This window comes from Paenibacillus rhizoplanae (genome assembly GCF_042684125.1).
Taxonomy (GTDB): domain Bacteria; phylum Bacillota; class Bacilli; order Paenibacillales; family Paenibacillaceae; genus Paenibacillus_AQ; species Paenibacillus_AQ rhizoplanae.
In genome coordinates, this window is record NZ_JBHUKY010000077.1 from 117819 (window position 1) to 140647 (window position 22829).

Sequence of the window (22829 nt, forward strand, 5' to 3'; positions counted from 1 at the left end):
TGCTTCGTTTATCAACGGCTCAACTTCCCGGATGCTTCTTAGAGAATAACGTATATGCGGCGAATTTTCACCTTTATTTTTCACCAAACCGCCCTTAAATCCGGTTGATTTTGAACTCGGCCCTGTAATAGAATTAATGGATTATATAGAAAAGGATGCGCATACGCAATGCCTTACAAGGAATCACGTTCGCTTCGAAAAAGGTCGATTCTGTTCTTCTCGCTGATCATGCTGGTGAAGAGTTATTTCGCCTGGTATTACTTATTCGAGGACGGGCCAACCTGGACCACCTGGCTTAAGGAAATCCCGTTCGTGCTGCTGCTGTTCTGCCTCATCGAATGGTTCGCCACCAAGCATAAGGTCGCCATCTATCTGATCGTCAATCTGCTCATTACCGTCCTGTTCTTCTCTCTCATCGTCTATCATAATCATTTTGGTATGATTGCTACATCACAAGTCTTCGGTCAGGTCAAGCAGGTAGGCGCCGTCAAAAAAAGTATATTCGCCGTCGTGCATCCGCAATATATGCTTATCTTCGTAGACATCATTATCATCAGCCTGATCATGCTCAGACGCAAGAAAGCGCTGGCCTGGAAGCATTCCATGTCCCGTCCCAGCAACCGCAAGGCAGTGGCTATCTTGTTCTGCCTCTCGCTTACGCTGTGCATGATGAATATTTTCCCCAATAAAGCCAGTATGAATGAGAATGTCAAGGCAGAGCAAATGGGCATTCTCAATTATGAAGCCTACGCATTGCTGCGTGAACCCGCAGAGGAGCCTATGGACCCTGCGCAGATCTCCCAGGCCGGTATCGACATGACGAAGGGCATTCAGCAGAAGGCTGATCCGCTCCTGTTTGGGGCTGCCAAGGGCAAGAATCTGATCATCCTGCAAATGGAGTCTCTGCAGTCCTTCCTGATCAATCTGTCGGTGGACGGAACCGAAATCACGCCTAACCTGAATAAGCTGGCTGGCGAGAGCTACTATTTCCCCCGGTTCTTTCAGCAGGTAGGCCAAGGCAATACCTCGGATGCCGAATTCACCGTCAACACTTCCTATTATGTACCGCCGGACGGTCCGGCCACAGATAAGTATGCTCCGAAGGATCTGCCCAGTCTGCCGAAGCTGCTGGAGGCCCAGGGCTACGATACCGCGACTTTTCATACCAATAATGTAGAGTTCTGGAACCGCGGGGAGCTGTATAAGGCGCTGGGCTTCAATCAATATTACGACAAAACCTACTTCGGCGAAGAGGATGCGGTCTTCTATGGCGCCTCGGATGAAGTCCTGTACCGAAAGACCTCTGCGGAGCTTGCGCGGATGGATCAGCGTGAACAGCCCTTCTACGCTCATGTAATCTCGATGTCGTCGCATAATCCGTTCTCGATCCCGGAGAGCAAATACAAGATGACCTTGCCGGAACGGTACGAAGGGACGCTAGTCGGTGACTATATCCGGGCTGAGAACTATGCGGATTATGCGCTGGGCCAATTTCTTGATGAGCTTAAGAGCAGCGGTGTGTGGGATAACAGCGTGGTGGTCCTCTACGGCGATCACCGCGGGCTTCCGATTTTCTCGCTCAAGGAAGGGGATAAAGTCCTGCTGCAGGAAATCCTGGAGCATGAGTATAATGAGCGTGATCTGATTAATATTCCGCTCATCATCTCAGCAACCAGCGTTACTACACCGGCACTGAAGGAGCAGTTAGGCGGCCAGGTGGATATTCTGCCGACCGTTGCCAATCTGCTCGGGGTTCCGCTGGACTATCATATCCACTTCGGACAGGATCTGCTTAATCAGACAGCGTATAACCTGCTGCCGCAGCGTTATTATCTGCCTACAGGATCATTCGTTAATAATGAAGAACTGTTCCTGTCAGGCAGCGGGTTCGAGGACGGCCAGCATTACACCCTGTCCGGTAACGGAACAGATCAGCTTCAATCGACGGAGGATGAATTCACCCGGGCGCTGGAGCTGCTCCGTATGTCCGACAGCTATGTTAATCAGCTGCGTGACCGCCCGGTGGAAAAAACAGATGTGAGCGAGTAAATGTGCAAAGCCCGGTTCGGATTCCTTTTCCTGAACCGGGCTTATTTATACTTGAGGTGCGGTTAGGGCTGCACCAATCCCGCCTTCTGATCATACACAGATAGAAAAGAAGGGCGGGATGCGGGATGACTAACCGGAGAGATGTAGAAGAGTGGGCAATTTTTCTGGCGGCTGTCTGCGGACAGACCTATACCCAATTTGCCAATGCGGAGGGTGTGTTTGTGGTACCGGCGGACTTCTCGGCTGTTCACAGCTTTCAAGCGAAATCCATGGGGAATGTCTGGGAGCTGTTCGGATTCATTCTGGAATCACCGCAGGAGATCGTTATTGCCTGGCGCGGAAGCATCTCCACCAATGATTGGCTCTCGAACATGAATGCCGCGCAAAAGAAATTCAAATACATTCAGGAGCCCTGCATGACCCACCGAGGGTTCACCGACATCTATGCATCCGCTCGGGATGCCATTCTCTCCGTACTTGGCACTCTGTCCCCGGAGAAGACGCTGTATGTAACAGGCCATAGCCTTGGCGGGGCACTGGCCACTCTGTGTGCGCTGGATGTTGCTGCCAACTCCGCCTTCACCGCCCCGCGGCTGTATACCTACGGGTCTCCGCGTGTCGGGGACCCGGATTTTGCCAAGGCCTTCAGCCGGTATGTGCGCAGCAGCTACCGCTATGCCAATCTTTTTGACGTCACAACGTATGTTCCGCCAACCGTCTACAAGCTGCCCAAGCAGAAGACCAAATACTATTACACCCATGTCCAGACCCTTAAATCCCTATCCTTCCAGAATGGCAGCCCCGAGCTGAACCATGTCATCCGTAGTTATTTCGCTGTACTGAGGGAGACCCGGCCGGAATTCACCGCAGCCTTGTGCGCCGCGAACCCCGGGTTCTGTCCGGTCCCGGAGCTGGTCACCTAGTTCGCCAGGATCTGATTAAGACTCTCCTCCAGCCGCTTAAGTCCTGCTTCGGGCTGTATCCGGTTGCGCACGATATGCTGCAGCTCCTCAGACATTGCAGTGAACAGAGCCGCATATTTATCCGTCTGCGGGGCGAACTTGACCTGATCTCTGGCTTGAATAAACCGCTCCCGGTAAGGCAGGTCCCGGTACATCCGGCTCTGTTCAACTGTAAGATTCGCCGGAACATGACCCGCCTCGCCCCAGATCATCCCGCCCACCTCCGAGAAATATTTCATGAAGTCCATGGCACCCGCCTGCTTCTCCTCGGTAGTGTAGGCAGGAATCACCAGGGTGTGGGAGCTTCCCCAATGGGCTGAGCTGCCGAAGATCGGCGGAAGAGGTATAATCCCGATATCCAGCGCCTTATTGTCCAGATGATGGCCCGCCTCCCATACCCCGCCGAACCACAGGCCTGCCTGTCCGTTATCAAAGGAATCCCAGGGCGTATTATCGCTCAAATCGCTTAATCCCTCGTCAAACAACCGCTGATAAAAAGTCAGAACCTCCAGTGACTGCTCATTATTGATTGCCGTCCGCTTCATATCCCGGCTGAGCAGCTCTCCACCCGCCTGATAATACAGATCGAGAAAAGACTCCTGAAAATACGGGGTGTTCACCGCCATAGGCTGTACACCCGGTACCCGCGCAGCAATCTGCCGCAGCAGGCGGGTGAATCCCTCTGGCGTATTCTCTTCCAGCAGCGGCGTTCCGGCGGGAGACAATACGCCAGCCTTGGCCAGGATCTTTTTGTTGTAATAGAGCATATGGAAATGTGTATCCAGAGGCACCGCATAATATTGCCCGGCATAGCTGACGCTCTGAAGGTTCTGTTCCCCGATCTGATTGAACTGGAATCCGCCCTGCTCTGCCAGAGCATTGAGCGGTATGATTTGCTGCGCTTTGATGAACGGTGACAGACGGTCGGCATGGATGACTGCCACATCCGGTCCCTTACCGAAGGACAGCGCGGTGCGGAGTCTCGCATAATATTCGTTCGATTCCAATCTGAGCTGCTTGACGAACACTGCACTCTGCGAGGCATTATAGTCATGAATGATCCGCTCTACGAACTCGCCCTCACCCCCTCCGAACGGATTCCAGAAGGAGATCGTCACAGGCGTGCTGCGCTCCGGCGGCTCCGTATTCCTGGAAGAGAAATCCGCACAGCCCGTGAGCAGCAGCAGACACAGCAGCAGAACAGGCAGGATCAGCTTCATCTTCCTCCTCCTCCTTGAAGCTTAAAATCAATCTAACAGGCGAATGATGCAAGAATTTCCGCGTCCGTGCAGCTTGCAGAGTACCCCCTTGATTCTCCTACCCTGTCCAAGCTACCTAAATATTGTAAGCGTTATCAATAAGTTCCGTCGAACGATTCCCTTACCACTCCTTCCGGACCAGCGCACGATACTCGGAGGGAGATACGCCTGTGATTTTCTTAAATACCTTGGAGAAATACTTAGGGTCTTGAATGCCGACCAGACTGCCTATGTCGCCAGCCTTCAATTCGCCGGTCAGCAAGGTCTTCGCCTTCTCAATGCGGATGCGGGTCAGATACTCCAGGAAGCTCTCCCCAACTTCTTTTCGGAACAGATTGGCGAAATAGTTCTTGCTCAGATGGACCAGCCCACTGATCGACTGCAGGGTAATCTCCTGGTGGTAATACTGCTGGATGTACTGAGTCGCCTTAATAATACTGTTACGGTCGCTATTATACATCTCTTTCATATGTGCAACAAGCGCCTGGAAGGCCTGCCGGAACCATCCCCGGCTCTCTTCCAGCGTCTCCAGCTTCGACAGTTCGTCGAAGTACTGCTTCTTCAGCTCAAGCACCTGCTCCGCATCCTTCGAGACATCCGGCCACAGAGTGGTCAGGATCATCAGCAGCTCCAGCGAGATAATCTGTACCAGCTCCGCATCCCTGCGCATGGCAAGCTGATCGAACAACCGCTCCAGATATTCCTCCAGCTCTCCCGACTGAAAAGCATAGACCATCGACTGAATCTGATGGCTGCTAATCTGAAGCGATGGCGCTAGTGTAGTCCCTGACTGTATCAATTGAAGCTGCGCTGCGTTAGACTGCGCCCCCTGCGCCAGCAGCTCATCGCTCCCGTGAACCAGCACACGGCCCGTTCCCATGAACAGCTTCATTCTTGCAGCGCCTGCGGCCTGGACATACGCATTTTTCAAATCCGCCCACTCCTTGACTTCTCCGCTAATGCCAATCGTTACAGTCCAGCAGTATTGGCGGGATAGCTGGAGAATCAGCTGTTCACTGGAGCTGCGCAAGCGGTCCCTAACCGCAGCCTTATCGGGCTGCACCATTACCTCTGAGGTTACAATTACATGCAGTACACCTTGTCTGTCACGAACCAGCTCATAGCCGAGAGCAGGATCATTTAGCCCAATCTCTTCGAACAGGCTGCGGATTACTGCGGCTCCCTGCCCATACTCCGGCTCTGCTCTGCCCCCCGGCAGAATTTGCAGCACATAGAGCGGCCGCTTATCCGCAAGCCCTGCCAGCGTAAGTGTATCGCGTTCGATCCTGCCTTGAACCGCCCCGCGTTCCAACAGCCCGATCAGGAAGTTCTCCTTATGCACCGGCACAATATGAGCAGGCGCGGACTTTTCCTCCCAGGGCTTCTGCGCCCCTTCGAGGCTCTCCTTCAACTTAAGCAGTACCTGCTCGAAATCACGCGGCATCATATCCGACTTGATCATATATTCAGATACGTTATGCTTAATCGCTTCCTTCGCATACTGGAAATCCTCCAGATTGCTGAGGATGATAATCTTCAGCTCCGCTGAGCGCTTCCGCACCTCGGCAATCAGTTCAATGCCGTCCATTACGGGCATCTTGATATCGGTAATCAGGATGTCGGGCAGTCCGGCTGCCATCAGCTCCAGCGCTTCCCGGCCGTTCGCGGCTTCCCCGGTCACCTCCAGTCCAATAGCCTCCCATTCGATCATCGACCGGATGCCATATCTCACGATAAATTCATCTTCTACGATAATGACCCGGTACATATCATCGGTTCCCCCTTATATCATCTGTCATGAGCGGCAGCTTGACCCGTATCGCCGTACCTGTGCCCGGCTCACTGTGAATTTCGATCCCGTACATTTTACCGCAAATCAGCTTCACCCGTTCATCCACATTCGCCAGCCCGATGCCCCCCGGCTTCTCCTCCTCCCGCGCTTGCCCGTCCAGCAGACTGCGCACCAGCGCAGGGTCCATGCCTTTGCCGTTATCCGTCACCTCGAACTCCACCTGATTGCCCGGCACCTTGCTGCAGGTGATGCGGATGATACCACCCGACTCCATCTCTCCAAAAGCATGGATGATCGCATTCTCCACAATCGGCTGGAGGATCAGCTTCGGTGTATGCAAGCGGCGTACCTCTTCATCCAGCTCAATCACAGTCTCAATATTGAAGTTGAACCGGAACTTCTGTATGCCGAGATAACATTGCACATGCTCAATCTCTTCCTCCACCGTCACCGTCTCTTCCCCCCGGCCCAGACTGATCCTGAGCAGACGCGACAACAAGCTGACCATCTCTGCCGCGTTGTTGGCCTTCTGAATGAGCGCCGTCCATTTAATAATATCCAGTGTGTTGTATAAAAAATGCGGGTTAATCTGCGCCTGCAACGCCTTCAGCTCCGCCATCCGTTTCTGCTCCTGCTCCACATATACCGCTTTCAGCAGTCCGTCGATCTGTACCACCATCGCGTTGAAATTGTCACCAAGGATATCGATCTCATCATGTCTGCTTTTCGCTTTATAGCGGACGCTGAGCTCGCCGGACATGACTTGGCGCATCAGCCGGATCATTTTCAGAATCGGGTTCGTAATCGAGTTCGCCAGCACCAGCGCCGCAATGACTGAGAAGATGATGCAGAGCAGCCCGACGAAAATAAAAATCTGCAGAAGACGGTTCGAATCCTGATACAGCGCGGCCTTGGAGATTACATTCACAACCACCCAGTCATTCGTATGCAGCTTCTTGGCATTCACGATTAGACTGTCTCCCTTGTAAGCGAGCGGGAACCTCGTTTCCTCCTGTCCGGTACGCACGAGCTGCTCATAGCCGGCCTGTCCCAGCACCTCGCTCACGCTCCGGCCGATCAGCCCGCTGTCCGGGTACGAGACGAGCCCGCCTCCGCCGTCCATCACGAAGCTTTGCAGATCACGGTTGTTGCTGGACGCCTTCGAGACCAGCTCCTTAATCACATCCTCACGGATATCCAGCACCGCTACAATCTTTAGGGGACTGTCATCCGATATTTTATAGAGCTGCTTGGCGACTGAGAAGACATGGGTGCTCTGCGAATTGAGGCTGTCCACATAAGTTCCGTAGCGGGTCGGATACCAGCGGAAATTACTGCCGCCCTTAAGGGTCGCAAGGAACGGCTCCACCTCGGCGGGCGTTCGCGTGCTCCAGCGGTAGATCCCTTTGATATAATGCTTATCCGACACGAAGGAGATGGACTGCACATCCTGATTAATCGCCACAATCGTGGACAGCTTCGTCGTCAGAGACAGACTATCCACATCATAGCTGGCCGGACCGGTCCCATCAAGGGCCCGCAGCATCCCCACAATCTCATGATTGTTCAGCACCTGCATCAGCATATCCTTGTAGATGCCCAGGCGCGTATCGAGATTATCGGCGGTCTGATCCAGCAGATGCTCCGAATACTCGGTGGCCTTGTCGTTAATGGTTGATTTTGAGATGGAAAAAGAAATAATCCCCATGACCACCAGCGGTGTCAAGGAGAAGAGAACAAGCAGCAGCATCCACTTATAGCGCATGCTGCTCTTCATTTGTATGATCCAGGATATCAAGCGGAGCCGCAAGGACCTGGCAGAACTCTCAGGAGATGTACGCATGCTCTATATCCTTTCCCGTTATATGATCTGGTTCAGGCTAACCCTTGACCCCTGACATGGCTACGCCCTGGACAATCTGACGCTGGAGCAGGATAAAGACAACAATCGTCGGAATCGCCGCAATGGCGCTGGCTGTCATAATGAGATTGAGCGACATATTATTATTCGACAAAAAGGTGGGCAGCCCTGCCGACAGAATCATATTCTCCTCCGAGGTAATCGCCAGATAAGGCCACAGGAAGTTGTTCCACGAGAGGATGAAAAAGAAGATTCCCACCGACACCATCGCGGAGCGGGTCAGCGGCAGGCAGATACTCCACCAGAGCCGGAAGCTGCGGCTGCCGTCGATTTGAGCGGCTTCAATATAATCCTTAGGCACACCGTCCATGAACTGCTTCAGCAGCAGAATACCGATCGGGTTGGTCAATCCCGGCAGGATAATCGCCCAGATATTATCTATTAGCTCCAGATGCAGCGCGGTCTCATAGAGCGGAATCAGAATGGCTTCTGTCGGAATCAGCAGGCCCGAGACAATCAGCACATAGAAGATGCCCCGTGTGCGGAATGGCAGCTTGGAGAACGAGAAGGCGGCCAGCGAGCTAAGCAGAATGGAGATCAGGGTAGTAAGCACGCCGATCACCAGACTGTTCCAGCTCCAGAGCAGAATCTGCGAATCTCTAATGACTTTTACATAATTACCGGTATTCAGATCCGACCAATCCACCCAATCGGCCAGCGTATAGACGTTCACGCCATCGGGCTTCAGGGAGGTGAGAAACATCCAGATCAGCGGAAAAACAAACAGCAGGGCAAGCACCATAGCCACAGCATTTAAACCAAGCTTCTTCATGAATCTTCTCCTCTCCTATCCGTCCTTGCGGTCTGTAATTTTGAATTGAATCACGGCGATCAGCAGCATGATGAAGCAGAACACCATGGACTGCGCTGCAGCCATGCCGAACATATCCTTTTTGAACCCCGTGACATAGATATAGCGGATCATCGTATTCGTGGAATCGCCCGGCCCGCCGCCGGTCATAATCTGTACCTGCCCGAACAGCTTGAGACAGTTGATAATCTGATAAAAAATCTGGATCTTCATCACGCTTGACAGCCCCGGCAGGGTAATGCTCCAGAATCGCTGCCAGGCATTCGCGCCGTCGATCTTCGCCGCTTCATAATGATCGGTCGGGATCTCCTGCAGCCCGGCCAGGAACAGAACCATGACGAACCCGACGCTCCACCAGTCGGTTGCAATCGTAATTGCCCACCACACGAACCGATGATCCGTAAGCCAGTTGATGTCCGCATTAATGCCAAGCATATGTAAGGCTGCATTCACCGGGCCGTTCTTCGCATCCAGCAGCCGCAGCCAGATGAAGCTGACTACAGAGACCGACAGGACATACGGCAGGAAGAACACCGAGCGGATCAGGGTCCGCAGCCAGATTCGCTGATTAATAATAAGGGCAAGCAGCAGCCCCAGAATGATCACCGTAGGCGCGCACAGCAGCACGAAATAGAACGAGTTCCAGAGGTACGCGTAGAAATCTGAATTCGTCAGAATTTTCGCATAGTTCGTTAGAGCCACATACTTCTGCATCCCTTGAATGCCCCACACATGCAGGCTCATCCAGGCTCCGCGGATCACCGGCCACAGATAGAACACCGTGAACGGAATCAGGAACGGGATCAGATACAGAATAGCCTTCAGTTCAGTCAGCAGGTGTATAGGCTCTGCTCTGCGAAGAGCCGCAGCCGGCCTTTTCTCACTCAAGCTCCGCTCCATTGTTGTCTCTCTCCTTCAAATGAAATAATACATAAGCCGGAGCGGGACCCCCGCCTTCAGGCAGGAGCTCATCCCAATCCGGCCAGATAAGGCTAGTTCTCCAGTACCTCATTAATCTGCTTCTCCAGCTTAGCCAAGCCGTCCTCCGGCGTCTCGCTGCCGAAGATAATGTTCTGTAGCCCTTCAGAAACCGTAGTGATAATCGTCGTATATTTATCGGTCGGCGGCGCGAACTTCACTGTCTTCTGCCCCTCGATGAATTCGCTGCGGTAAGGCAGGCTCTTGTAGGCCTCGCTCTCCGTGATCTTACTGTTCGCCGGCACATGGCCCGCCTGTCCCCAGACCTCCCCGCCCACTTCAGAGAAATACTTCATGAACTTGGCTGCGGCCTCTTGCTTCTCAGGAGTGACATATGACGGGATGACCAGCGTATGAGAGCTGCCCCAGTGCGTCTGGCTGCCGAAGATCGGTGGCAGTGGCATAGCGCCGATATGGAGTGATTCATCCCCCAGCAGCAGCCCTGCTTCCCAGACCCCGCCGAACCAGAAGGCGGCTTTCCCGTTATGGAAGGTATCCCATGGCGTCTTGTCATTGAGGTCGGCATATTTTTTATTGAAGACATCCTTATAGAAGTTCAGCACATCCAGTGCCTGCGGGTTGTTGATGCTCGCCTTGGTCATCTCCGGGTTCAGCAGCTCGCCGCCGGATTCATAATACAGATTGAGGAACGGCTCCTGGAAATACGGCGTGTTCACCGCCATCGCCTGGACATCCGGCACCTTGGCTTGAATCTCAGAGAGCGTCTTCTCGAAGCCTGCCGGGGTCATATCGTCCAGTTTGGGCGTACCGTCTTCATTAAGCAGGTTAGCCTGTTTCAGAATATCCTTATTGTAGTAGAACATATGGAAGTGGGTATCCAGCGGAACTGCATAGGGCTTGCCGTCATAAGATACGCTTTTGATATTCGAGTCCGAAATTTGCTTCAGGTCGAACCCTACCTTGGAGGCCAGCTCATCCACCGGCACAATCTGCTGGGCTTTCACGAACGGCGAGATGCGCTCCACGTGAGCTACCGCGACATCCGGGCCTTTGGAGGACGACAGCGCCGTGCCGAGCTTCGCATAATACTCATTGGATTCCAGGCGGAGCGGCTTAACGGTCACCTCTTGCTGCGAGTCGTTGAAGCCCTTGATAATCTGATCTACGAACTCCCCTTCCCCGCCGCCGAACATATTCCAGAAGGAGATTTCCACCGGACTGTTCTCTGTGCTCCCCGTTGCCGCCGGTTCATCCGATGCCTTGGCCGCTCCGTTCTCTGTATTTCCGGAGGAGCATCCCTGCAGGACCAGAGCCAGCGCCAGCCCAGCCGTAACCACACTTGTTAAGCTTTTGTTCATCCTCATCTGTACAACCCTCTTCTCCGTAAAGTTTGTGCAAGGAAAGCCTTCACCGCTTGATGTAAGGGCTTTCTTATCTCTAACTCTACAGCGAACACCGCTGTGCTTGAACCGACAAACCGCCGCTCCTTGGTGAACAAACGACAGATGTTAACCGGGCTAAATTCGCAGGCAGGTAGACGATCTTACGGAGGGTAGAGAATCGACAGATAGAGAACAGGCTGCGCACGCAAAAAGGGACCTCTTGAGAGGCCCCCGTGAAATTCCAGTCAATTCACTGTAAAATTGTCAAAGCTGACGCTGTTGCCGAAGCCGCCGCGTACCCCTACCGTACCTGAAGTGTATACAGCTTCATTGCGGTCAATCTTAGGCACCGTCATATCTCCGACATATACCTTGATGTTACCGTTATTGACCACAACCTTCATGTGATACCAGGTGTTCACGGCAATAGGGGTATTTACGCTCTGGAGCGAAGTCCAGTTATTATTGAACCGTCCAAGCCAGACCTCACCAGCAGAGTCAATACCTGCTGCGTAACCCTTTTGCAGATCAGCCCCGGTTCCCGGACCGGTTACATTGAAGAGAAGACTGCCCTGGCCCGCATTATTCAACCGGATGTCGCCCTCCAGTGTGTAGTTCATTCTGGAAGGATACGGGGTGAGCAGCGATTTGTCGGCATTCACTGAATTCAGGTTATAGGCGCCCCCGCTCACCGCCCACGATCCGCCATAACGGGCCCAGCCGTTGTCATTCGCCGAGAAATCATTGCTGTACGCGCCGCTGAGCGTCCCGAACCGAACCTGAACATTATGCCCGCCGACGCTCCGGTCGACCGAATCCACGAAGGCGATCTCATTCCCGCCCGTCTGATACATCGCCGTCCACCATGAATTTCCGAAGGCCGGAATATCATTGTCCACCCAGGTGTTCCCGTAATCGTTGCTTAGGGACAGCACATTGGAGTTGGAGCTGAGCAGCAGACGCCCATCCGCCAGAGACAGGATATAAGGCCCGCCCTGCTGGTTAGTGGAGACCTGGGTGCCGATGCCGCTGGACCAGGTTTTGCCGTCAGGACTTTTTTTGGTGAAAATTCTGCAGTTCTGCGTCCCGCACACCTCAAAAGTCACAATATACTGCCCGTTTGCCATCTTGGTCCAGACCGGCATCCCCGGACGCGCGCCTGAATTGGACGGGTCCCAAGCAACATAGATTTCATTCCCCCAGCTGGCCCCCCCGTTAGTGGAGATCTTCTGGGAAATGATCTGGCTGTACGACGGATTCTCCGTCACATGCTTCTCGCTTGCATACATCACGGCGACCGAGCCGTCATTCAGGAGCTGCATATGCGGCTCGTACACGCCTTTGTCGGGATTCCCAAGCGCGCCGGGAGCGCCATTGTTCTCGTCGATGGTGCTGAGGAAGCTCCAGTTCGCGCCTCCGTTCACGCTTTTATACACTCTGAGCTTGTACGATTCCTGCCAGCGGACAGACCGCATCGCCAGCAAAATATCACCGTTCGTGAGCTGCACGAACTGCCCGTTGTCCAGGTCACGGCCATCCTCCCACAGCGTAGACATCAGCGACCAGGTGCGGCAATTGTCGGTGCTGCGGAAGACCTGGAGCCGGGTACCGCCCCAAGACACCTTGGTATAGCCGTTGTTGTCGTAGATGGCGGTGACCGCCAGCCAGTCCCCGTTCGCCAGCTTGATCATCCGCGCATATTCGGCGCCGAAGGTTCCGGGCCTGATTCCGCGGGCATCGGGACCCGCATCGGTGAACGTGTTAATGTCAGTGATGGTGGACGAAGTCCCCCACACCACGGGACCATTTGCGGCCATGGCCGGAACAGCGGCAAAAATCAGCAGCAGACACAGGGAAGCGGACAGCGAGATGAACCATTTTTTGAACACGTAAGCCCTCCTCTTAATCGTCATTGGTGAAGCCTGTTGAACGCACCCGAATGGATGTAAGTGCTTTCACCAAAGATTCTAAAGGGCATTTCATTGTCATTGAACCGATAATTCACCGCTATTTAGGCTACAATGTTACGATTATTCGCTCGGCTACCGGTTGATCTTACGAATCTCTTCCAGTGGAATCTTCGGTGTCCGGTCCGCCGCCAATAGTCCATTCACTTCCTGCTGTACATCCGTAACTTGGGTATAGCAATAACCGCAGATGTACGGGGTATCCTTAATCGCCTGAGTGATGTTGCGGAAACGTTCAATGAACGCCTCGGTACTGCCCACCTGCTCCCCATAGCCCCATCCCTCGCCAGTGTTGAAGGCAATGCCCCCGAATTCACTGACCATGACAGGCTGACCCCGGTATTCGTAGCCCTTAGCCATCGCGTATTTCCAGTTATTGAATGATGAGCTGCCGCCAAGCACACTATCGGCGTCTGCATAACGCTCCAGCAACGCAGCGCCGCTCTCTTCATAGTCATGCAGGGTAATAATATCGCTGATGGTATGCTCCCAGCCGTCGTTGACGATTACCGGACGATCCGGGTCCATCGCTTTGGTCAGGTGATAGATGCCCTCAGTGAACTGCTGCTGGCGCTTATTCGTATAGACCTGCGGGATACCCCAGGATTCATTAAAAGGCACCCAGGTAATCACCGAGGGATGATTATATTGCTGCCGGACAATCTCTGTCCACTCCTTCGTGAACTGCTCCACTGCCTCATCATTGAACTCATAGGTGGCCGCCATCTCCGACCAGACCAGCAGCCCCTTCACATCACACCAGTACAGGAAGCGAGCATCCTCAATCTTCATATGCTTGCGGACCCCGTTGTAGCCCATTGCGAGAATTGCGTCAATGTCAGCAATCAGCGCCTCCTCCGAAGGCGGGGTCAGATGGCTGTCCGGCCAATAGCCCTGATCCAGAATCAGCTTCTGATACACTGGCGTGTTGTTGAGCAGCACCTTGCCCTGTTCGATGGAGATTTTGCGGAGTCCGAAGTAAGAGTACACCCGGTCTATCACCTGCTCTGCCTGGTACAGAATGAACTCCACCTCGTACAGTACCGGTGCGGCAGGCGACCAGGACTGGAGCTTCCACGGCCCGTTCGCTTCATGCGTCAGCTCTACATCCAGCTGTAACGAGGCCCGGTCCGCCTGCAGCGAGACCTGCTTGAAGGTCTTCTCCCCGGTGCCGATCCGCGTCTCCAGCCGGAGATCAGGGCTCGCCCCATGGGTATTGTATTCAAAATGGACCGAGCGGTTATCGAGATCCGGGGTGATTTTGACAGACCTCAGGTACGAAGGGGATACATACTCCAGCCACACACTCTGCCAGATTCCCGTGGTCTGCACATAGAAGCACTCGAAATTCTCATCCACCCAGCGCTGCTTGCCCCGTGGCTGTGTACAGCTCTGGCTATCCTCAGCCTTGACGGTCAGACGGTTCACTGCTCCGGCTCCCGTGTTGAGATAATCGGTAATATCCAGTGTAAAAGCCGCGTACCCGCCTTGATGCCCCCCGGCATAGCTTCCGTTCACCCACACCTTCGCGATGTAATCCACCGCCTGGAAATTCAGCAGCACCCGCTTGTTGCCCAAGCAATCAGGTAGTTGTACCTCCCGCTCATACCATACATACGGATGGAACGTGGTCTCGCCAATTCCGCTCGCCTCTGTCTCATACGTGAACGGAACCTGAATCTTCAGATCGCCGTGCAGCTCCTCATGCCATCTCTCCCGCTCTCCCGTATTGTCATCGTCATACCGGAAATCCCATTCCCCGTTCAGGCTCTGCCAGTCGTCACGGACGAACTGCGGCCGCGGATAATCCTTGATATAATGCCGGGTTGTCATGGTAATACGCACACTCCTTATAAACAATAATTTTGTTTTAATACAATAAATATGTACTAATTATTGCAGAATCTGCTGAAATGTCAATGATGACGCAAAAAAGAACCTTCGCCGTAAGCAGCAGGTTCTTCTCCGCAAATAAAATACTTAGTTCAGTTTAATTATCGTCTAAGGCTCAACACTATAAAAAATCTTCATCACCAGATCCTGCTCATAATCACCGAACTTTTTGCCGAACAGGTTCATGCCGCCCTTGTATCTGGCATCCTCCTTGACGCCCAGCCGCAGATCCACGTGGTTCTGCCGAGTAAGCTTTAATTGCTCCAGCTTAACAGCGGATAGCTCCTGATGATCAATGGTGCTGCGTATATTGTCTACGCTCCAGGTCTTGAGTGCGCCGAACTGGGTTACCGTATCGATCCACCACGAGGGATTCAGCTTCCCGCGTCTGCCGCCGAAGTCACCGGGCGAGGTCCAAGTCCCTACCTCTACCTGGTTAATCCACAGTGTGATATCCGAAGGCCAGTCATTCTCATAATTCGGTGCCTCAGAGCAGATCTCCATGGAGAACTGAATCCGGTGAAGCACCGCTCCTTGCGGAATCTCAAGCGGATAGCGGTATTCGAGGTAGCCCTTGCGCAGCCAGAGCAGCTGGGCTTGTACCCTGTCCGGATGAAAAAATCCCGCCGGTGAATCCTCCGTAATAATCGGACCGTACTCACTGACCATCCCGCAGGTAGGTGCCACTTCACAGGCTGTGAAATTGCCGATCGGCATAGATATCTCATAGCAATATTCACCTTGATCGGCTTGGAGGCGGCGCTGCGGAGCATTGATCGTGATCTTGATATCATCATAAATCCGGCTGCATACCTTCATCGCCCCGCGTGAAGCGGGCAGCAGCTCCGTCTCAATCAACCCTGCCTGCTCCAGCACCTTCACATTGGAAGCTGCCGTGGATACCGGAATCTCCAGCGCCTCCGCCAGCTCCGCCACATTCATTCTCCGGCTGTTAAGCAGCGCCAGCATTCGGAGTCTTAGCTCCGTAGAGAGCGCATGTGTCACCTTCACCAGCTCATCCGCATGTTCCATGGACAACTCCAGCATTTCGTTCACCTCAGTCCAACTTAGTTATCCTGCATCACTACCTGATCACCCAGCCGGACCTCTCCCGGAGTGATAACTGAAGCGTAGACACCGAACTGCTGCTTCAGCTCTTTGTAGACTTGCTTCAACAGGGAGCTGTCCCGTTCGAGGGTATCCGGGTTCGTGGTAATCATCACACAGCGCTCACAATAGCTATCCACTTGCAGTACCGTACTGCCAATCGACAGACGGCGGCCGAGCCACTCTTCCTCCCCGGGCGAGTCCTCACTCACTTCCACGAGGAAGTTGCCCCGGAAGCGGCGCTGATCGACCGGCTTGCCCCATAGGGCTTCCAGCTTCTTCAGGCTTTTATCAGTCACCAGCAGAATACTGGCCCCATCTACCGATAACAGCTCCGGGTGCTTCTCCTCCGGGTGTGGTGCCTTGAATGCAGACATCGTAATTTCGGTGGAGGTCAGACTTTGAATTTCATCCAGCAGCTCCTGATCCCAGCCGAACACCCGGCCATCCGCAGCCGTCACACGGATATCTTCCCCCGCATATTCCGCCTTATAGGACATCATCTTGGGAATCTTACGGGCAGTGATATACTGGGACCAGTCTTTTTTGGTCATATCATAAAAGGAACAATACCGGTCCCCCTCCACTCCGTAAGATACAACCTTACAGGCCTCCAGCGCCTCCCCCGCAAAGGATTTCACCGGATAACGGTTAATCGACCTAATCTGCCCAACTGTAACCGACACGCCCCCACCTCTTCTGTCTATAATCTGTTAGCTCTGCCACTTTTACTGTAACGGCTTTAACTTCTGAATCTCTTCTACCGATAGACCCGTTGCCTCAGCAATAACAGATAGCTCTATACCTAGAGCAAGCAGCTTATGAGCGGTTTCTTTTTGAGCGTCTGCCTTCCCCTCCGCTTTACCATTAGCCTCGCCTTCAGCCCATCCCTTGGCCTCGGCCACCTTTGCCGCTTCATACATCGATGCCTCGTCATGTAAATAGCGCTGACGCGCTTCGTACTGTCTGCGGGCTTCCTCGTTCTGACTCAGAAACTCCAACGTGTTCCTGGCCTTCTTAAGCACAGGTTCATTCGTCGTCAGCACCTCCCATTTGGATTGGTCTGCTACGGTTCAGTCTTATACCATTATCGCTGCCTGTTTTGCGTAAGGCAAGAACTGAACACTTTTGGATGAAAACAGCAGTAGTATTATAATCCTCAAAAAAAGAAAAGGACAGCCCCAAGGCTATCCTTTTAGTTAAACATATTTACAGCGATTCCCGAATCACCCGCTTGTAATACAGGACCGACAGGAGGCCGAAGATTGAATACAGCACGGTGTACAGCCCCATCACTACGAACATCGGGGTCAACATTTCGGTCCCGAAGAAGAACCAACCGGATTTTACCGCAAAATAACTGTGGCAGAGGCCGACAATCAGCGGAATACCGAAATTGAACAGCTGCTTGAACCGGATGCCGCTCAGGAGATCCCCTTGGGTGAAGCCCAGCTTGCGCAGGATCGTATATCCCTCCCGCTCCTCCTCGCTCTCATCCATCTGCTTGAAGTAGAGAATACAGCCAGAGGTAATCAGGAACGTCAGGCCCAGGAAGCCGACAATGAACATAATGAGGCCCATATTGGTCCGCTGGTTGAACTCAAATTCATATTGCGAGAAGCTTTGCAGCTCCGGCTTTTGCTGCTTATAAATTTCGTACGCCTGCTTAGCCTGTGAGGATGAGCTAAGATTTATACCGTAATAGATTCCTGCACCACTCACTCTTTTCTGCTCATCCGGGTCTTTATGCTGGAGCAATTCCTGGAAGACAGAATCATCCACCACGAACACCCCCAGAATCCCTCCGCCAAAATAGTACGGCAGCACCGCTTCCTCTGATAAACCCGCAAGTTGCTGCTTAATAACACCATTCTTGGTAGAGAAGTCGAGTTCCCCCTTATCCTTCAGCTTAAGCATGGTTTGTTTCGTAGTCGTGTACCCCATAATCCGTACCTCGCCCCGCTGCAAATCCATGTTTTCCAGACTGCTCTCACTGATCACGGTAGCCAATAGACTGGTGTCATTGTTGGGGAAATTTTTAGTATCCATGACCTCCTTAAGATCCACCTCTACCTGCACCGTTGGAATCTCCAGAGTGGTATAACCTATGCCGGCCTGATCCAGCCCCTCCCGGACTCCTGCCTCATCGGCCTTCTGAAGGAAGCCGTAATCATGCGGCGAGCTCTCTCGCGCGGAGGACTCCACCGAATAATAAGAGATATAGCTCAGAGAGAGCAGACCGATCGCCAGCGCGGATACCGTGGTGATGACCGTCAGCAGCAGGGCATTCGATTTCATCCGGAACATAATGGAAGAGAGCGATAATACCTCCCGAATGGACAGGTAACCCTTTTTGCTGCGGCGGATGAGATTGAAGAGGAAGCTGACTGAGCCTTTGTAGAACAGATAGGTTCCGACAATCACCAGGGCGAGGATGGCGATCATCGCAAACATCAGTGCGTTCATTCCAACGAATTTGCCGCTGAACAACTCCCCGGAGATATAGTAACCTCCGCAGATACTGATGATCCCGAGCAGGCCGATCACAACCTCCCACAGGGACATTCTCTGAATACGAGTCTGGGAAGTGGCCGTAGCCTTGAACAGCGACAGAATGCTCTGGGCCCGGATGAAGGTGTAATTCATAATCATAATCAGCATATACACGGCGGCAAAAACCAGCACTGTCCGCTGCAGGGCCTCGGGGGAGAAGCGCAGCGCAGCGACCTGATCGACCTCCAGGATTTTGAACAGAATCATCAGGATCAGCCGTGACATCACGAACCCTGCACCGATCCCCGCGAACATCGATCCGAAATATAGAATCAGATTCTCGGCGCTCAGCAGCACGAAGATTCTGCTCTTGGTCAGCCCGATCAGCTGAAACAGCCCGATCTCCTTGCTGCGGCGCTTGATGAAGATGGTGTTCGCATAGAGCAGGAAGATGGCCACAATCGCAACCAGCAGGACAGAGGATGCGCCGATGGCAGCCCCGCCTTTGATCGAACCGCTGACCTCCTGCATGGCCGGGTCGAACTGCAGCGTCACGAAGGAGAAGTACAGGGCCACACTGAAAATAAGCGCGAACACGTAGAGATAATAGTTCTTAATGTTCTTTTTGAGATTCCGCAGGATAATATAATTCAGACTCATTGCGTGACACCACCAAGTACGCCCTGGGTGCTGATAATATCATTAAAGAAGGATTGCCGCGACTCCTCCCCCTTGTTCAGCTGGGTATAGATTTGCCCGTCCCGGATGAAGACCACGCGGCTGCAGTAGCTTGCGGCAACGGCATCATGCGTAACCATGACAATGGTAGCTTCACGCTTGCTGTTCATGGCGGCCAGCTTGTTCAGCAGATCAGACGCAGATTTGGAATCCAAGGCTCCCGTAGGCTCATCGGCAAAAATAATGCTCGGATCATGCACGAACGCCCGCGCCGCAGACGTACGCTGCTTCTGCCCGCCGGAGATCTCCGCCGGATATTTGTCCTTCAGCTCATAGATTCCCAGCTCGCCTGCTACCTGGTCGAATTTCTGATGCGCCTCCTTCTTGGACATGCCTGTAATCGACAGCGGCAGCATGATATTCTCCTTGACCGTCAAGGTATCGAGCAGATTATAATCCTGAAAAATGAACCCGAGATGATGCTTGCGGAACTCGGCGAGCTGCTTCTCCTTCATCCCGGTGAATTCCTTGCCCTCAATTTCTATCGTGCCCTTGCTTACCCGGTCAATCGAGGAGAGAACGTTCAGCAGCGTCGTTTTGCCGGACCCGGACGGACCCATGATTCCTACGAACTCGCCCTTGTCGACCTGAAGATCAATGCCCCTCAGAACTTCCTGTTTATTGAATTTGTTGCCATAGGTTTTATAGATTTTGTTAGCCTGCATGATAAGCATCTGTTCCCCACTCCTTTTCTATAGCTCTATCATAAGCTCGTGGAGGATCATTTTCCTGCGCTTCGCCGAACAAATGGAACAGGCATGTGACACTATTGTCACATACCTGTTAGGCGCTGAAAGTCATTTTCCCTTGGAAAAGTCAGCGTAAATACACTCCCCTGCCCAAGCACGGAAGCAGCGTGAAGTCTGATCTGCAGCGGTTCCGCAACCTGCCGGGTCAGGTACAGCCCCATGCCGGTAGCTGCCCCCTCCTGGCGGAAGCGCGATGAGGTGAAGCCCTTATCGTAGATGCGCGGCAGATCCCTGGGGTCCATCCCCTGGCCGCTGTCCTCAATGACAAGCACAACATGGCCGCCCTCTTCACGGCTCCGAATGACGATATCGGAGGCTTCGCTGTATTTCACAGCATTGGTCAGGAGCTGCCGAAGCATGAAGGCCAGCCATTTGCCGTCTGTAAGTACCGTTTCAGCTTCAAGCTCCACATCGAAGCCGATGCGTTTGGAGATACACCAGGATTTCAGTGCCCGGATCTCCTTATTAAGAATAGGAGCAAGACCGACCTTCTCAATGAACAGATCATTGCGGATGAAGGGAATCCGCTTCTGATGCAGCTGCTGGTCAAGCAGATGGTGGATGCGCAGCCATTCGTACATCATCTGTCTTTGCAGCGTCTCATCCGGCAGGCGTTCTATCATGAGCTGCATGGCTGTCAGCGGGGTCTTGACCTCATGTATCCAGGCCAGCAGTTCGTCCTTCTCCGATTCCAGCAGCCCGACATTCACGGAGGATTCGCGCTTGTAACGGTCCGTCTGGGCGCTGACCGCCTCATGGACCAGCCGCTCCATCGGACTACCCGGATCGAGGACCGCCTGCAGCTCATAGATCTGATCCCAGGAGGCAAGGCTCCTGTAGAACCGGGTCTCCCGGGAATACCGCAGGTAGACGAAGGCCAGACAGAGCATCGTATTCAACAGCACAATGTACAGGACCGGCAGCAGCGGGATTGCAGAATCAATATAGGCCACGAATATAATAATCAGCTGGAGGACGGCCAGCAGGAGCAGCCAGCTCCGCTTCTCGGTGATGTATTTCCTTATCATTCTTCCGCCTCTTCAGTCGCCATATACCCTTGCCCCACCTTAGTCTCTATGTAGGCATCCAGACCGAGCGGCTCCAGCTTCTTGCGCAGCCGGTTCACGTTCACAGTCAGCGTATTATCGCTGACAAAATGCTCGTTGTCCCACAGGCTGGTGATAATCTCCTCACGCTCCACAATGCTGTTTTTGCGCTCCAGCAGGATTTTGAGAATCAGCATCTCATTCTTCGTGAGCAGCGCCGCTCCCCCGCTCCCCGTAACCGTATTCTTCACGAACTCAATCGCCGCTCCGCGCCAGGTCTTCAGCTCCGTGCCTTCCTTGCTGTAATTATAGACCCGGCGGAGGATGGCCTGAATCTTGGCAATCAGCACCTCGAAGTGGAACGGCTTCTGAATGAAATCATCGGCCCCCAGCTGCATCGACATCACCATATCGCTCGGATGGTCCCGGGAGGAGAGGAAAATAATCGGCACCTTGGAGTGGCTGCGCAGAATCCGGCACCAGTGGAACCCGTCGAACTGCGGCAGCTGGATATCAATCACCACCAGGTCGGGCTTCACCTCCGAGAACTCCTGCAGTACCTTACCGAAATTTGTAATCCCGTAAACCTCATAGGACCATTGGGCAAGCCTCTCCTTAATCTCCCCGAACAGAGTGATATCATCTTCGATTAGCATTATTTTGAACACAAAGGACTCTCCTTCAGAAGAAATACTATCCGACTATTATACTTCACGTTTATTATATTTGTGAAACCTCCCCTAAGCCAAGTAACGTATTAGATACTAACGGCTAAACATTTGAAACTTACTAAGGAGCTGATTATCATCGGAACTTTTGCAGGAATCTTCTTCTTGCTATTTGGAATTGCAATCAACTTATTTGCCTTATATGTGCGCAGACACCCTACCTTCACCTGGCAGATGAGTGAGGGCTGGAAAACGAAAGGAGATAGTGAACCCAGTGACGCCTATATCAGCTCCATGCGCTTCAGAGGGGCAGTGGCCTTATGGATGGGATCATTCGTCATGGTGATGGGGATATTGACAATATGGAGTGCTCTCGGCTACTGGAATAGCGAGCTGCAATAATGTACTATAGCCATTCCCGGTACCGGTGTATATTCATGGAACTACTTACACCGGAGGTCATCATGAATATCCTTTCTTTTATCATCTATTGTATCGTGGTTACTTTCACACCCGGCCCGACCAATATTGTGATCCTCTCCTCTGTGCAGCACTATGGGGCCAGGAAAACAATGGGATACGTCGGCGGAGCCACACTCGCGTTCGGACTGCTTCTTGCCGCATCCGCGCTGCTGAACCGCCTGCTGGCAGGCATTCTCCCGCAACTTCTTGGCATCATGCAGATCATCGGCAGCCTGTATATGCTTTACCTTGCTTATCAGGTGTATAGGAAGGGCCGTTCTGAAGCCGCGGGTCAGCAGGCCTCCGGCTTCCTCTCCGGGCTGCTGATGCAATTCGCCAATCCGAAGGTGCTGCTGTTCACGCTGACCGTGATCCCAAGTTATGTTATGCCCTATTATCGCTCGCCCGCAGCAACCTTCCTTTTCGTCATAGTTATTACTGTGATCGGTTTCCTGGCCTTTACCGCCTGGGTTGTATTCGGCTCCATATTCAAGAGCTTTCTGCAGCGGCATCAGCGGGTGATGAATAGTATGATGGCTCTGTTTCTAGTATACTCTGCGGTAATGGTATCCGGTATTATATAGAGCGGCG

The 22829-nt window shown here is 53.1% G+C and carries 18 protein-coding genes and 1 pseudogene; 4 read left to right on the top strand and 15 right to left on the bottom strand.

What is annotated here, in order from left to right; all coding sequences use genetic code 11:
- Window positions 1–168: 168 nt before the first annotated feature.
- Window positions 169–2049 (top strand): LTA synthase family protein, encoded by a 1881-nt coding sequence (locus tag ACFSX3_RS28380; RefSeq protein ID WP_209992610.1) that lies wholly within the window; start codon window positions 169–171, stop codon window positions 2047–2049.
- 125 nt (window positions 2050–2174) lie between these two features.
- Complete coding sequence (locus ACFSX3_RS28385) at window positions 2175–2972, top strand: lipase family protein (RefSeq protein ID WP_209992611.1); 798 nt, start codon at window positions 2175–2177, stop codon at window positions 2970–2972.
- Here ACFSX3_RS28385 and ACFSX3_RS28390 read toward each other — a convergent pair.
- The 15 genes and pseudogenes from ACFSX3_RS28390 to ACFSX3_RS28460 form a co-directional block, all read right to left on the bottom strand.
- Entirely contained in the window at window positions 2969–4231 is a 1263-nt protein-coding gene (locus ACFSX3_RS28390; RefSeq protein WP_209992612.1) for an ABC transporter substrate-binding protein, read from the bottom strand. The two genes, ACFSX3_RS28385 and ACFSX3_RS28390, sit on opposite strands and share 4 nt — an antisense overlap.
- A gap of 160 nt (window positions 4232–4391) precedes the next feature.
- The gene (locus ACFSX3_RS28395; protein ID WP_209992613.1) at window positions 4392–6038 is read right to left on the bottom strand and encodes a response regulator; all 1647 of its coding nucleotides are present in this window, start codon (window positions 6036–6038) and stop codon (window positions 4392–4394) included.
- A gap of 1 nt (window position 6039) precedes the next feature.
- Complete coding sequence (locus ACFSX3_RS28400; RefSeq protein WP_209992614.1) at window positions 6040–7839, bottom strand: cache domain-containing sensor histidine kinase; 1800 nt, start codon at window positions 7837–7839, stop codon at window positions 6040–6042.
- 103 nt (window positions 7840–7942) lie between these two features.
- Window positions 7943–8755: a carbohydrate ABC transporter permease gene (locus tag ACFSX3_RS28405; RefSeq protein ID WP_209992615.1), complete on the bottom strand. Its 813-nt coding sequence runs from the start codon at window positions 8753–8755 to the stop codon at window positions 7943–7945.
- Between the two features lie 15 nt (window positions 8756–8770).
- A complete protein-coding gene (locus ACFSX3_RS28410) occupies window positions 8771–9694 on the bottom strand; it encodes a carbohydrate ABC transporter permease (protein WP_209992616.1) in 924 nt (307 codons plus the stop codon).
- 92 nt (window positions 9695–9786) lie between these two features.
- A complete protein-coding gene (locus tag ACFSX3_RS28415; protein WP_209992617.1) occupies window positions 9787–11097 on the bottom strand; it encodes an ABC transporter substrate-binding protein in 1311 nt (436 codons plus the stop codon).
- Between the two features lie 263 nt (window positions 11098–11360).
- Window positions 11361–13004 carry a family 16 glycoside hydrolase gene (locus ACFSX3_RS28420; protein WP_379313567.1) on the bottom strand — a complete coding sequence of 548 codons (1644 nt, stop codon included), beginning with the start codon at window positions 13002–13004 and terminating at the stop codon, window positions 11361–11363.
- Between the two features lie 153 nt (window positions 13005–13157).
- On the bottom strand, window positions 13158–14915 hold the full coding sequence (locus tag ACFSX3_RS28425) for a glycoside hydrolase family 2 protein (protein WP_209992619.1): 1758 nt from the start codon (window positions 14913–14915) through the stop codon (window positions 13158–13160).
- Window positions 14916–15083: 168 nt separating this feature from the next.
- Window positions 15084–16022, bottom strand: coding sequence for an ArsR/SmtB family transcription factor (locus tag ACFSX3_RS28430; RefSeq protein ID WP_209992658.1), 939 nt, complete (start codon window positions 16020–16022; stop codon window positions 15084–15086).
- Between the two features lie 20 nt (window positions 16023–16042).
- Complete coding sequence (locus tag ACFSX3_RS28435; protein ID WP_209992620.1) at window positions 16043–16768, bottom strand: MOSC domain-containing protein; 726 nt, start codon at window positions 16766–16768, stop codon at window positions 16043–16045.
- Between the two features lie 42 nt (window positions 16769–16810).
- Window positions 16811–17149 (bottom strand): annotated as a pseudogene (locus ACFSX3_RS28440) (Rpn family recombination-promoting nuclease/putative transposase); the annotation flags it as partial.
- Window positions 17150–17291: 142 nt separating this feature from the next.
- On the bottom strand, window positions 17292–19235 hold the full coding sequence (locus ACFSX3_RS28445; protein ID WP_209992622.1) for an FtsX-like permease family protein: 1944 nt from the start codon (window positions 19233–19235) through the stop codon (window positions 17292–17294).
- Window positions 19232–19987, bottom strand: coding sequence for an ABC transporter ATP-binding protein (locus tag ACFSX3_RS28450; RefSeq protein ID WP_209992623.1), 756 nt, complete (start codon window positions 19985–19987; stop codon window positions 19232–19234). Before ACFSX3_RS28450 ends, ACFSX3_RS28445 begins: the two co-directional genes overlap by 4 nt.
- Window positions 19988–20085: 98 nt before the next feature.
- Window positions 20086–21090, bottom strand: coding sequence for a sensor histidine kinase (locus ACFSX3_RS28455; protein WP_209992624.1), 1005 nt, complete (start codon window positions 21088–21090; stop codon window positions 20086–20088).
- The gene (locus tag ACFSX3_RS28460) at window positions 21087–21776 is read right to left on the bottom strand and encodes a response regulator (RefSeq protein ID WP_209992625.1); all 690 of its coding nucleotides are present in this window, start codon (window positions 21774–21776) and stop codon (window positions 21087–21089) included. Before ACFSX3_RS28460 ends, ACFSX3_RS28455 begins: the two co-directional genes overlap by 4 nt.
- A 111-nt stretch (window positions 21777–21887) precedes the next feature.
- Here ACFSX3_RS28460 and ACFSX3_RS28465 point away from each other — a divergent pair, with 111 nt between their 5' ends.
- A complete protein-coding gene (locus tag ACFSX3_RS28465) occupies window positions 21888–22178 on the top strand; it encodes a DUF6199 family natural product biosynthesis protein (protein ID WP_379256264.1) in 291 nt (96 codons plus the stop codon).
- 62 nt (window positions 22179–22240) lie between these two features.
- Window positions 22241–22822 (top strand): LysE family translocator, encoded by a 582-nt coding sequence (locus tag ACFSX3_RS28470; protein WP_209992660.1) that lies wholly within the window; start codon window positions 22241–22243, stop codon window positions 22820–22822.
- Window positions 22823–22829 lie beyond the last annotated feature (7 nt).